The sequence below is a fragment of the Streptomyces sp. NPDC029169 genome (assembly GCF_055563935.1).
This window is the reverse complement of sequence record NZ_JBVHXA010000012.1, coordinates 104,893-117,266: the sequence shown is the minus strand read 5'-3', so window position 1 is coordinate 117,266 and position 12,374 is coordinate 104,893. Positions and strand designations below refer to the sequence as shown.

The 12,374-nt window shown below is 72.7% G+C and carries 11 protein-coding genes; 8 read left to right on the top strand and 3 right to left on the bottom strand.

Going from position 1 to position 12,374, the window contains the following annotated elements; translation table 11 throughout:
• Positions 1–39 precede the first annotated feature (39 nt).
• The 4 genes from ACZ4VI_RS22500 (at position 40) to ACZ4VI_RS22485 (ending at position 5,562) form a co-directional block, all read left to right on the top strand.
• A complete protein-coding gene (locus tag ACZ4VI_RS22500; protein ID WP_468001696.1) occupies positions 40–588 on the top strand; it encodes a beta-class carbonic anhydrase in 549 nt (182 codons plus the stop codon).
• A gap of 170 nt (positions 589–758) precedes the next feature.
• Positions 759–1,778 (top strand): AAA family ATPase, encoded by a 1,020-nt coding sequence (locus ACZ4VI_RS22495; protein WP_468001694.1) that lies wholly within the window; start codon positions 759–761, stop codon positions 1,776–1,778.
• Positions 1,778–3,151: a DUF58 domain-containing protein gene (locus ACZ4VI_RS22490; protein ID WP_468001692.1), complete on the top strand. Its 1,374-nt coding sequence runs from the start codon at positions 1,778–1,780 to the stop codon at positions 3,149–3,151. The genes ACZ4VI_RS22495 and ACZ4VI_RS22490 overlap by 1 nt, the downstream gene beginning before the upstream one ends.
• Positions 3,148–5,562: a transglutaminase TgpA family protein gene (locus tag ACZ4VI_RS22485; RefSeq protein ID WP_468001690.1), complete on the top strand. Its 2,415-nt coding sequence runs from the start codon at positions 3,148–3,150 to the stop codon at positions 5,560–5,562. The genes ACZ4VI_RS22490 and ACZ4VI_RS22485 overlap by 4 nt, the downstream gene beginning before the upstream one ends.
• A gap of 141 nt (positions 5,563–5,703) precedes the next feature.
• Here ACZ4VI_RS22485 and ACZ4VI_RS22480 read toward each other — a convergent pair whose 3' ends face one another.
• The 3 genes from ACZ4VI_RS22480 to ACZ4VI_RS22470 form a co-directional block, all read right to left on the bottom strand.
• Entirely contained in the window at positions 5,704–6,108 is a 405-nt protein-coding gene (locus ACZ4VI_RS22480; RefSeq protein ID WP_468001688.1) for a DUF3040 domain-containing protein, read from the bottom strand.
• Between the two features lie 269 nt (positions 6,109–6,377).
• Positions 6,378–7,166 carry a class I SAM-dependent methyltransferase gene (locus ACZ4VI_RS22475; RefSeq protein ID WP_468001687.1) on the bottom strand — a complete coding sequence of 263 codons (789 nt, stop codon included), beginning with the start codon at positions 7,164–7,166 and terminating at the stop codon, positions 6,378–6,380.
• Between the two features lie 79 nt (positions 7,167–7,245).
• Entirely contained in the window at positions 7,246–7,776 is a 531-nt protein-coding gene (locus ACZ4VI_RS22470; RefSeq protein WP_468001685.1) for an SAV_6107 family HEPN domain-containing protein, read from the bottom strand.
• A 165-nt stretch (positions 7,777–7,941) separates the two neighbouring features.
• On the opposite strand from ACZ4VI_RS22470, the gene ACZ4VI_RS22465 reads away from it, so the two are divergent.
• The 4 genes from ACZ4VI_RS22465 to ACZ4VI_RS22450 all read left to right on the top strand — a co-directional run bounded on the left by ACZ4VI_RS22465 (position 7,942) and on the right by ACZ4VI_RS22450 (position 12,360).
• Positions 7,942–8,742: an ATP-binding cassette domain-containing protein gene (locus ACZ4VI_RS22465; RefSeq protein ID WP_468001684.1), complete on the top strand. Its 801-nt coding sequence runs from the start codon at positions 7,942–7,944 to the stop codon at positions 8,740–8,742.
• The gene (locus tag ACZ4VI_RS22460; RefSeq protein ID WP_468001682.1) at positions 8,714–10,801 is read left to right on the top strand and encodes a YhgE/Pip family protein; all 2,088 of its coding nucleotides are present in this window, start codon (positions 8,714–8,716) and stop codon (positions 10,799–10,801) included. The genes ACZ4VI_RS22465 and ACZ4VI_RS22460 overlap by 29 nt, the downstream gene beginning before the upstream one ends.
• A gap of 43 nt (positions 10,802–10,844) precedes the next feature.
• On the top strand, positions 10,845–11,453 hold the full coding sequence (locus ACZ4VI_RS22455) for a TetR/AcrR family transcriptional regulator (RefSeq protein ID WP_468001680.1): 609 nt from the start codon (positions 10,845–10,847) through the stop codon (positions 11,451–11,453).
• Between the two features lie 277 nt (positions 11,454–11,730).
• The gene (locus ACZ4VI_RS22450) at positions 11,731–12,360 is read left to right on the top strand and encodes a DUF4126 domain-containing protein (protein WP_468001678.1); all 630 of its coding nucleotides are present in this window, start codon (positions 11,731–11,733) and stop codon (positions 12,358–12,360) included.
• Positions 12,361–12,374 lie beyond the last annotated feature (14 nt).

Below are 12,374 nucleotides of genomic sequence, written 5' to 3'. Positions count from 1 at the left end.
AGCGGGCCCCGAGCGCCCGTGACCAGTACCGTCATAGACATGTCGACCTCCGCGCACCCCTCCGCCGACGCCGCCGACGTGATACGCAGCGGCGGAACGGTCACTGACCGACTCGTCGAGGCCAACGAGCGATACGCCGCCGGCTTCACCGACCCCGGCATGGACGCGCGGCCCGTCCTGAGCGTCGCCGTGGTCGCCTGCATGGACGCCCGTCTCGACCTGCACGCCGCGCTCGGCCTGGAGCTCGGCGACTGCCACACCATCCGTAACGCAGGCGGTGTGGTCACCGACGACGTGATCCGCTCCCTCACCATCAGCCAGCGCGCCCTCGGCACCCGCAGCGTGATGCTCGTGCACCACACGAACTGCGGTCTCGAGTCGCTGACCGAGGACTTCCGGCACGAGCTGGAGGACGAGGTCGGGCAGCGGCCGTCGTGGGCCGTCGAGGCCTTCCGTGATGTCGACCAGGACGTCCGGCAGTCGATGCAGCGCGTGCGGACCTCGCCGTTCCTGCTGCACACCGACGACGTCCGGGGCTTCGTCTTCGACGTGACCACCGGTCTGCTCCGTGAGATCGACCCGGCCTGATCCACCCCGATCCGCTGGGCGCAACACAGCAAACCCCGGCATATCGCCCGCACTTGTCCACAGGCAAGTGACACAACCCGGCACGGGCAACAACAATGCTCGGGTGACACCCCCCGAAAGAACCGCGGGGGCAGGTGTCGGTGTTTTTCGGAGGGGCCGAGGAGGGCCGGGTGACGACCTATGACGATCGAGCGAGCCTCACAGATCTGACCACCACAGCGGAGCGTGTCCGCAGGTCGGTGGAGGGTGTGATCGAGGGCAAGCCTGAGGTCGTACGGCTTTCGCTGACCGTGCTGCTCGCCGAGGGACATCTTCTGATCGAGGATGTCCCCGGCGTCGGCAAGACGATGCTGGCCAAGACGCTGGCGCGGTCCATCGACTGTTCGGTGCGCCGTATCCAGTTCACGCCCGACCTGCTGCCGTCGGACATCACCGGCGTGTCGATCTTCGACCAGCAGCGGCGGGACTTCGAGTTCAAGCCGGGCGCGATCTTCGCCCAGATCGTGATCGGCGACGAGATCAACCGTGCCTCGCCGAAGACCCAGTCCGCTCTCCTGGAGTCCATGGAGGAGCGGCAGGTCACGGTCGACGGGCAGACGTACGAGCTGCCGAGCCCGTTCATGGTGGTGGCCACGCAGAACCCGGTGGAGATGGAGGGCACGTACCCGCTCCCCGAGGCCCAGCGCGACCGCTTCATGGCGCGCGTCTCGATCGGCTACCCCAGCCCCGAGGCAGAGCTCCAGATGCTCGGCATCCACGGGGCGGTCAACCCGCTCGACGACCTCCAGCCGGTGGCGCACGCCCACGACATCGTGAAGCTGATCGAGGCGGTACGGAACGTCCACGTCGCCGACTCCGTGCGCCGGTACGCCGTGGACGTCGTGTCCGCGACCCGCAGCCACCCGGACCTGAGACTGGGCGCCTCCCCGCGTGCCACGCTGCACCTGCTGCGCGCCGCCAAGGCGTCCGCCGCGCTCAGCGGCCGCGAGTACGTCCTGCCGGACGACCTCCAGGCGCTGGCCGTGCCGGTCCTCGCCCACCGACTGCTGCCCACGGCGCAGGCCCAGCTGAACCGGCGTACCGCGGAGCAGGTCGTCCTCGACATCCTGCAGCGCACGCCCGTCCCGGCCACGGCGCCGCCCGTCGGCCCGCACTACGGCCAGCAGCAGCCCGGCGTCCGGCCGCTGTGATGACGACCTCCGCCGCGCCGGAGGGGCAGCGGGGTGAGGACCGGGACGGCGGCCCGGGTGAGGACCGGGGCGGTCTGCGGGCCGCCCTGGACGGTCTCACCACGCGCGGCCGGTCCTTCCTCGCCGCCGGTGTCGCCGCCGCGATCTGCGCCTACGTCCTCGGCCAGGGCGATCTGCTGCGCGTCGGGCTGCTGCTCGCCGTGCTGCCGCTGATCTGCGTCGGCGTGCTCCACCGCACCCGGCACCAGGTCGCGGGCAGCCGCCGGCTCTCCCCGCAGCGGGTGCCGGTCGGCTCCGAGGCCCGGGTCCATCTGCGGATGGACAACGTGTCCCGGATGCCCACCGGGCTCCTCATGCTCCAGGACCACGTCCCGTACATGCTCGGGCCGCGGCCCCGCTTCGTGCTGGACCGGGTCGAGGCGGGCGGGCGGCGCGAGGTGTCGTACCGGGTCCGCTCCGATCTGCGCGGCCGCTTCGCGCTGGGCCCGCTCCAGATGCGGCTGAACGACCCGTTCGGCATGTGCGAGCTGACCCGTTCCTTCAGCGCGTACGACACCCTGACGGTGGTCCCGCGGACCGAAGCGCTGCCGCCGGTGAAGCTGGCCGGCGAGGCGGCGGGGTACGGCGACGGGAGCCTGCGCTCGCTGGCGCTCGCCGGGGACGACGACATCATCCCGCGCGCCTACCGGCACGGCGACGATCTGCGCCGGGTCCACTGGCGGTCCACCGCGCGGTACGGCGAGCTGATGGTGCGCCGTGAGGAGCAGCCGCAGCGGGCCCGCTGCACGGTGTTGCTCGACACCCGCCGGATCGCCTACGAGGGCGCCGGACCCGACTCGGCCTTCGAATGGGCGGTCTCGGGCGCGGCCTCCGCCCTGGTGCACATGCTGGAGCGGGGCTATGCGGTACGGCTCCTCACCGACACGGGCACCGCGGTGCCCGGCGAGGGCGCCGAGGGCTTCGCCGGTACCTCGCAGGACTCGGCCGAGGCGGCCGGACTGATGATGGACACCCTCGCGGTCGTGGACCACTCCGACGGGGCCGGACTCTCGCGCGCGTACGACGTGCTGCGGGGCGGGAACGAGGGCCTGCTGATCGCGTTCGTCGGCGACATCGACGAGGAGCAGGCGGCGCTGGCCGCCCGGATGCGGCAGCGCAGCGGCGCGGCCGTGGCCTTCGTCCTGGACTCCGGCAGCTGGCTGACCGGCGGCGCGACGGCCGGGGCGGTCGACGAGCGGCTGCGGCAGCTGCGGGAGGCCGGCTGGACGGCGCTGGCCGTGCCGCCGGGGGCCGGGCTCGCCGAACTGTGGCGGCAGGCGGGCGGAATCCGCGCGGAGAGCGCCGCGGGTGACACGTACGGAGGTTGGTCATGAGCGGCCGCGGGCGGCTGACACTGGGCGCCTACGCCGCCACGCTGATGGCGGCGGGCGCGCTCCTTCCGCTGGTGAAGCCGGCGACCTGGATCTTCACGGCCGCGATCCTGCTCGCGGTGCAGAGCGGGGTCGGCGCGCTGACCCGGCGCGTGCCGCTGGCCAGGCCGGTGACGGTCACGGCCCAGGCCGTCGTGAGCCTGCTGGCGCTGACCCTGGTCTTCGCCCGGGAGCACGCGCTGCTCGGGGTGCTGCCCGGGCCGCAGGCCCTCGGGCGGTTCGGCGCGCTGTTCCAGGCGGGCGCCGACGACGTGGGCACCTACGCGAGCCCGGCCCCGGACACCGAGGGCATCCGGCTCATGGTGGTCGGCGGCGTGCTCGTGATCGGGCTGCTCGTGGACACCCTCGCGGTGACCTTCCGCAGCGCGGCCCCGGCCGGTCTGCCGCTGCTCGCGCTGTACTCGGTGGCCGCGGGGCTCTCCGAGGGCGGCGCGGACTGGATGTGGTTCCTGCTTGCGGCCACCGGCTATCTCCTGCTGCTCCTCGCGGAGGGCCGGGACCGGCTCTCCCAGTGGGGACGGGTCTTCGGCGGCGCGCCACGGGCGGGCCGTACGGGAACGGGCGCGGCGTCCGGGAGCGGGCAGGCGCTCGCCCCGGTGCGGACCGGCCGACGCATCGGCGTGGTCGCGATGGGGATCGCGCTGGCGGTGCCGGCCGTGCTGCCCACGCTCTCCGGCGGCCTGCTCGGCGGTCCGGGCGGGGGATCGGGCGAGGGCGGCAAGGGCGGGACGATCTCGGCGGTGAACCCGCTGGTCTCGCTCCAGGACAACCTGCGGCAGCCCGAGGACCGCGAGGTGCTCAGGTACCGGACCAACGCGCCCGAGACCAGCGGGATGTATCTGCGGCTCGTCGCGCTCGACCAGTTCGACGGCACCTCGTGGAAGTCCTCGGTCCGCCCGATCGAGGACGTGCCCGACCGGCTGCCGCGGCCGGACGGCCTGAGCGAGCAGGTCCGCACGACCGAGGTGACGGGCAACTTCGTCGCCGCCACGACGTACGAGCAGAAGTGGCTGCCGATGCCGTATCCGGCGGCCGACGTGGAGATCGGCGGACGCTGGCGGTACGAGCCGGCCGGGCGGATGCTCGTCGGCGACGACGGGCAGACCACGCGCGGCGCCCGGTACACGGTGCAGAGCCTGGACGTGCGGCCGACGGCCGCCCAGCTGGCGGCGGCCGCACCGGCCCCGGCGAAGCTCCGCGCCGAGTACACCAAGGTCCCCGACGCGCTGCCGCCCGACGTCAGGTCGACGGCGCTGCAGGTCACGAGGGGCGCCCGGAACGACTACGAGCGGGCCGTGAAGCTCCAGGACTGGTTCGCCCACGACGGCGGCTTCCGCTACGACGTCGAGGTCGAGTCGGGTACGGGAGTCCAGGCGATCACGCGCTTCCTGGAGCGGCGGGAGGGCTTCTGCGTCCACTTCTCGTTCTCGATGGCTGCGATGGCGCGGACCCTGGGCATCCCGGCGCGGGTGGCGGTCGGCTTCATGCCGGGTGGGCCGCAGTCCGACGGCTCGATGTCGGTGGGCATCCGGGACGCGCACGCCTGGCCCGAGCTGTACTTCGAGGGCGCGGGGTGGACCCGGTTCGAGCCGACGCCGACGCGGGGTTCGACGCCTGAGTACACGCGTGAGCAGTCCCCGACGGGTACGCCGACCGAGTCGGCGCGGCCCTCGGCCAGCAGCGCGGCGGCGCCGTCCGCGGCGCCGAGCGCCTCGGACAGCTGCCCGCCGCAGCTGCGCCGCCTCGGCGAGTGCGGTCCGGACGCGGCGGCGGGCGGTGCCTCGTCGGACGACGGCGGGGTGTCTCCGCTGACGGTGGTGCTGGTGTGCCTGGGGGTGGTGGTGTTTCTGCTGCCGCTGACGCCTCTGCTGTGGCGTACGCGGGTACGGGCGGGGCGCCTTGGCTCCTCGGGCCGCACCGCCGAGGACGCGGTGGTCAGGACCCTGGCGGCGTGGCGGGAGATCATCGACACGGCCTGGGACCACGGGGTGGTGCCGGACGAGTCGCAGACGCCCCGGAGGACGGCGGCGCGGATCGTCCGCCTTGCCGCCCTGGAGGGCGAGCCGGCGAACGCGGTGCACCGGGTGGCCCGGGCGGTCGAGCAGGTCCTCTACGCCCCGCGCCCCCGCCCGGCCACGGGCCTCGCGGACGAGGTGACCCTGATCAGATCCGGCTTCGCAACGGTCTCCTCCCGGAGGCTGCGCCTACGAGCCCTCCTGGCTCCCCGCTCGACCGCCCGGGTGGCGTGGGCGGCGTCGTCCTGGTGGTCGTCCACGACGGCGCGCTGGGGCACGCGGTACGGCGACCTGGCGGCACGGCTTGCGGACTCGTTCCGCCGCCGCCAGCAGGGCTGACGGGGAGGGGGCACCCCGCCCCCTCCCACGCGGGGGCGGGGTGGGCGGGCCCGAAACGCAACGAGCCCCGCTGGACCGCGTCGAAACGCGGGCCCGCGGGGCTCGGGGTCGTGGGGAGAGGGCTGGGCCCTCAGGGGCGGGTCAGTGGCCGCCGCCCTGCTGCTCGTCGCGGCGGCGCTGCCACCGCTCCTCGATCCGGTTCATCATCGAGCGACGCTGTCGGGCCTGACGGCCCCCCGCCGCCGCGCCACCTGTCGTCGGCTGCTCACCCGGCTTGGGCGCCTTGCGCCATCCGGTGACCGCCAGTACCGCGCAGCCCAGCATGACGAGGAACCCCACCACGCTGATCCAGATCTGCTGAGCGACCATTCCAGCCATGAGGAGCGCGATACCCACCAGGAAGCCGGCGACTGCCTGGTAGACCCGTCGCCGGGTGTACGTACGCAGTCCGCTTCCCTCGAGCGCTGTCGCGAACTTGGGATCTTCGGCGTACAGCGCTCGCTCCATCTGCTCGAGCATTCGCTGCTCGTGCTCCGAGAGCGGCACGGAGTCCTCCTAGTCGTCGGTCGCGGGGGCGACCGGGATGCGGCCCTTTCAGGATAGGCAGGGAATCGCCCCCGTGAAACCCGCCCTCAACGCCAATCGCCAATCCGGGCCGCCATGCGGTTCGGGTTGCTGAGGCGTTGATTCCCCAGCGCCTTGCCTGTCATGCCGGACAGTGTCCCCCGATCATACGGGGCAAAGCCCGCGACCGGGGGTCCTGTGGCGTACTCCATGTGCGGTTGCGCCGCTGATCAGCGCGCCACCGCCGGGCATCAGGCCGGCTTCTCGCCCAGGACGTGCAACTGGGTGGCGATGGCATGGAAGGACGGCAGCTCCGCCGCCGCGGCCTCCAGCTTGAGCAGAGCCTCCGCCGCGCCGGGCTCGGTGTCGACCAGGACGCCGGGGACCAGGTCGGCGAAGACCCGTACGCCGTGCACCGCGCCCACGTCCAGACCGGCCGCGCCCGCCAGCTCGGTGAGCTGGTCGGCGGTGAAGCGCCGGGGAACCGGGTCCCCGGAGCCCCAGCGGCCGTCAGGGTCGCTGAGGGCGTTCCTGGCCTCGGTGAAGTGACCGGCCAGCGCGCGGGCCAGGACGGCGCCGCCGACGCCCGCGGCGAGCAGGCTGAGCGCGCCGCCGTCCCGCAGCGCGGCGGCCGCGTTCCGTACACCCTCGGCCGGGTCGTCCACGTACTCCAGGACGCCGTGGCAGAGAACCACGTCGTACCCGTCGCGCCCGACCACGTCGAAGAGCCCGCGGATGTCGCCCTGGACTCCGGTGACGCGGTCGGCGACGCCGGCCTCGGCGGCCCGGCGCTCCAGCGCGAACAGGGCGTTGGGGCTGGGGTCGACGACCGTGACCCGGTGGCCGAGGCGGGCCACCGGCACCGCGAAGATCCCGGAGCCGCCGCCCGTGTCGAGGACATCGAGGCTGTCCTTCCCGGTGGCCTTGACCCGGCGATCGAGGGCGTCCTTGAGGACGTCCCAGACGACGGCCGTACGAAGGGAGGCGCGCGACGGGCGCGACGACGCCTCTCGACCGAAGACAGGGGAAGGGTCCGACACGGCTGTTGACTCCTCGGTGACGGTGTACGAACGCTTCCCACCCTATGGCCTCGGGCGCACTCCCCCGCTCAGCCTTCGCTCACCCCGTGGCCTCACCGGCCCCGGTCTGGCCTGGCAGCACGGGCTGGAGGACGAGGAGGCGCTCCACGAGGCGCAGGAACATCGCTGCGTCCCGGATCAGGTCGTCGGCGTCCCGCGGGCTCGCCGCGCCCGGCATCCCGGCCTCGGCCCGCGCCCGGCGGGCGGCGCCGGAGGCGAACAGGGCGCTCCACTCGGTGAGTTCGGGCGCTATCTCGGGCAGCACTTCCCAGGCGCTCCGGATCCTGGTCCGCTTACGGGGATCGGTCTCGGGCCTGCCCCGGACGGCGAGCACGGCGGCGGCCGTGCGCAGGGCGGCGAGGTGGGCCGTGGCGTACCGCTCGTTGGGGCGGTCGAAGCCGGCGGCCTCGTCGAGGCCGGCACGGGCCTGGGCGAGCAGGTCGAGAGCCGCGGGCGGCGCGGTCGAGCGGCGCGGCACGGGGTGGACGTCGGTGGGCGGTCCGGCGAGTGCGGGGGCAGGCCGGCCACCTGAGCGGCGCCGGGGTGCGGCTGCTGCGGAGGAGCTGGTCATGACGAGCCTCCTGTCGTCGTGTGACGGCTCTGTGTCCGTATGTGTCCATCGTGAAGGGCACCACTGACAATCCAGCTGACCTGGGGTTTTGCCGAGATCGGCGAGAGCGGGGTAAGTTTTTGCACTGACTGGTCAGTTCAAAAGGGGAATGTGGGGGGTGGACCGGTGGAAGCGAAGCCGGAGGAGCCGCACGGCGCCGCCGTCGTCGCGGACGGATTCGGGCTGAAGGGGCCGCGCGGCTGGGTCTTCCGCGAGGTCGCCTTCCGGGCCGAACCCGGCTCGCTCGTCGCGATCGAGGGACCCTCGGGATCGGGCCGCACCTGTCTGCTGCTCGCGCTGACCGGCCGGATGAAGCCCCAGGAGGGCCACGCCGAGGTCGCCGGGCTCCCGCTGCCCCGCAGGATGGCCGCCGTGCGCCGGATCAGCGCGCTCGGTCCGGTGCCCGGGGTCAGCGACCTGGACCCCGCCCTCACCGTCGCCGAGCATCTGCGCGAGCGCGCCCTGCTCCAGCGCCGCTACGACGGCGCCGTGCGGGCCCTGCTCCGCCCGCCCTCCGAGCGGGCCGCCGCCACCCAGGCCCGGATCGACGCGGCCCTGGAGGCCTCGGGGCTCGACCTGGACGCCCTGCCGAAGGCCGAGCGGACCTCCGTACGGGACCTGGAACGGCTGGAGGCGCTGCGCCTGTCCGTGGCCCTGGCCCTGATCGGCCGGCCCCGGCTGCTCGCCCTCGACGACACCGACCTCAAGCTCTCGGCAGCCGACCGGGCCGAGGCCTGGGCCCTGCTGCGCTCGATCGCCGACGCCGGCACGACCGTGCTCGCCGTGTGCAGCGAGGCCCCTGAGGGCGCCCTGAAAGTCACCACCGCCGCGGACGGCGCCGACAACGACGCCGACGACGCCACCGAAGACACGACCACGACCGAGGAGGGGGAAGCCGATGCGCTCGCCGAAACTGGCTGCGCTTGAGCTGAAGCGGTTCGGCAGGGGGAAGCTGCCGCGCGCCGCACTCGTCGCGATCCTGCTGCTGCCGCTGCTGTACGGCGCGCTGTACCTGTGGTCCTTCTGGGACCCGTACAGCAGGCTCGACCGGATACCCGTCGCGCTCGTCAACGACGACAAGGGCGCCACCGCCGACGGCAAGAAGATCAACGCCGGTGACGACATCACCGAGGGCCTGCTGGACAGCAAGGTCTTCGAGTGGCACGAGGTGAGCGACGCCGAGGCCCGCGAGGGCGTGGAGGACGGCACGTACTACCTGTCGCTGACCATGCCGGGCGACCTCAGCGCCCGCATCGCCTCCAGCTCGGGCGACTCCCCCGAGACGGGCGCGCTGAAGGTCCGTACGAACGACGCCAACAACTACATCGTCGGGCAGATCTCGCGGACGGTCTTCTCCGAGGTGCGCACCGCCGCCTCCACCAAGTCCTCGCGCTCCTTCCTCGACAAGATCTTCATCTCCTTCTCCGACATCCACGACGCCACCGCCGAGGCGGCCAAGGGCGCGGGTGACCTCAAGGAGGGCGTGGACAAGGCCAAGAAGGGCTCCAAGAGCCTGGCCGACGGGCTGAAGGACGCCAAGGCCGGCAGCGGGAACCTGGCCTCCGGCCTGAAGAAGCTCGACAAGGGCGCGGGCGACCTGGAGACCGGCTCCCGGCAGGTCGCGGACGGAACCAAGGCGCTCGCCGACAAGGTCAACGGGACGGCCGACAAGGTCCGCCCGTACCTGAAGAACAACGGCAAGACGATCGGCGACACCGCCCGGCTGGTCGCCGACTCCGCCGCGGCCGTCCGCCACGACCTCGAGGATGTGGTCCGGCGCGCCCCGGTGGCGCGCACCGCCGCGCACCTGGCCGACGACAAGCTGGAGGCCCTCCACAAGAAGCAGTGCGTCGACAACCCACTGCCCGACCCCAAGACCTGCCCGGTCCTCAAGGAGGCCAAGGTCTCGGCGGACGACGTGGCCAGAATCGCCGACGATCTCCACGAGCTGGCCAGGGACAGCGACGGCGACCTGAAGAAGCTGGACACCCGGCTCGCGGCCGTGCAGAAGCAGGCCAACGAGCTCGCCAAGGCCGCCCCGCACCTGGACGACGACCTCGAAGGCGCCGTCAAGAAGATCAACAAGCTGAACGAGGGCGCCCAGAAGGTCGCCAAGGGTGCCGACGAGCTCCACACCGGCCTCACCGGCGCCAAGACCGGCTCTTCGAGCCTCGACACCGGGGTCGGCAAGCTGAAGAAGGGCGCCGGGGACCTCGACGGCGGACTGTTCAAACTCGCCGACGGATCCGGCGAGCTGGCCACCGGCCTCAAGGACGGCGTCGACAGGATCCCCGACTACGACAAGCAGGACCGCGACCGGCGTACGGAGGTCATGGCCGACCCGGTCGAACTCGCCTCCCAGTCGCTCCACAAGGCGCCCAACTACGGCACCGGCTTCGCCCCGTACTTCATCCCGCTCTCCCTCTGGGTCGGCGCGATGGTCGCGTACATGATCATCCAGCCGCTCAACCGGCGCGCCCTCGCCGCCGGCGCATCCGCCTGGCGGATCGCCCTGGCCGGCTGGCTGCCCGTCGCGGCCATCGGGCTGCTCCAGGTCGCCGCGCTGATGTCGGTGCTGCACTGGGGGCTCGGCCTCCAGATGGCCAGGGCCGCCGGGACGGTCGGCTTCCTGGCCCTGGTGACCTGCTGCTTCGCCGCGATCATCCAGTGGCTCAATGCCCGCTTCGGCGCGGCCGGCCGGATCCTGGTGCTCGCCGTGCTCATGCTCCAGCTGACCTCGGCGGGCGGCACGTACCCCGTACAGACCAGCCCGGGCTTCTTCAACGCGATCCACCCCTTCCTGCCGATGAGCTACGTGGTCGAGTCGCTGCGCCGGCTCATCTCGGGCGGCGGGATCGGTCCGGTCTGGCAGGCGTGCGCGGTCCTGGTCGCGTTCACGGTGGGCGCGCTGGCGCTGACGGCCGTCTCCGCGCGGCGCAGGCAGGTGTGGACCCTGGACCGCCTCCACCCGGAACTGACCCTGTGAACCCGCGCCTGAGACGCCCGCGAGACCTGTGAGAATCGAGCACATGGACAGCAGCAGCACCAGACGCCAGGCCACGCGCGCGAAGCTCTACGAGGCCGCCGTCACCCTCATCGCCGAGCAGGGCTTCTCGGCGACGACGGTGGACGAGATCGCCGAGCGCGCGGGTGTCGCCAAGGGCACGGTCTACTACAACTTCAAGAGCAAGACCGAGCTCTTCGAGGAGCTGCTGCGGCACGGCGTCGGGCTGCTCACCGCCTCCCTGCGGGCGGCGGCCGAGGAGACGGCGGAGCGGGGCGGGAGCCGGGTCGACGCGCTGGACGCGATGATCCGGGCCGGCCTGGTCTTCATCGACCGCTATCCGGCCTTCACCCAGCTGTACGTGGCCGAGCTCTGGCGCACCAACCGGGCCTGGAACTCGACCCTCCTGGTGGTCCGTCAGCAGGCGGTCGCGGTGGTGGAGGGCGTGCTGCGCGAGGGGGTCGAGGAGGGCGAGCTGAGCGAGGAGATCGACATCCCGCTCACCGCGGCGGCGCTGGTCGGGATGGTCCTGGTGGCCGCGCTCGACTGGCAGGCCTTCCAGCGGGAGCGCTCGATCGACGACGTGCACAGCGCCCTGTCGCGGCTGCTGCACGGGCGCGTGAGCGGCCGTTAGGCCTGGTGCGGACAACGGAAAACACCGGACGGCGAGGCTCGATCCCCCCGAGCCTCGCCGTCCGGCGTTTCGCACCCCCGTGCACCCCCGTGCCCCCGTTGTGCACCCCCGTGCCGGCAGGCGCGCGGCCCCGTTCCGCCACCCCGTGTCGGCGGTCCCGGAGCCACGCCCCTTCCGTGCTCCCCACTCTCTCGTCATCGCAGGTGGGAGCCCATCCGCGTATCTACTCATCTCATCGTCTAGGTACGGGTACTCAGACCTGGTTACGATCGCGGGCGTGTCCGTACTCCCTCTGGTCTTCACCAGCGGCTGGGCGAGCGGGATCAACGCGTACGCGGTGATTCTGCTGTTCGGCATCTTCGGCGCGACCGGCCTCACCGACGAGGTGCCCGAGTCGCTGCAGCGCACCGACGTCCTGATCGCCGCCGGGGTGCTGTTCCTCTGCGAGGCGGTGGCGGACAAGATCCCCTATGTCGACTCCGTCTGGGACTCCGTCCATACGGTGATCCGGCCGATCTCCGGCGCCGTGGTCGCCGCCCTGCTCGCCGGGCAGTCCGGTTCGCTGCCGGAACTCGCCGCCGGCGCGGTCGGCGGTACGACCGCCCTGTTGAGCCACTTCGTCAAGGCCGGCACCCGGATGGCGATCAACACCTCGCCGGAGCCGTTCTCCAACGTCGCCATGAGCCTGGCCGAGGACCTCGGGGTCGCCGGGATCATCACCTTCGCGGTCTTCAACCCGGAGGCGGCGGCGATCATCGCGGCCGTCCTCCTCGTGCTCGGCCTGGTGATACTGGGCTTCCTCGCCCACAGCATCCGCCGCTTCCTGCGCCGCAGGGCGCAGCGGCGGCAAGAGCGGCGGGAGGGGCGCCGCCTGGCGACCGCGGAGGCGAGCCCACCACCCGACTGATCTGTCGGTGGCGG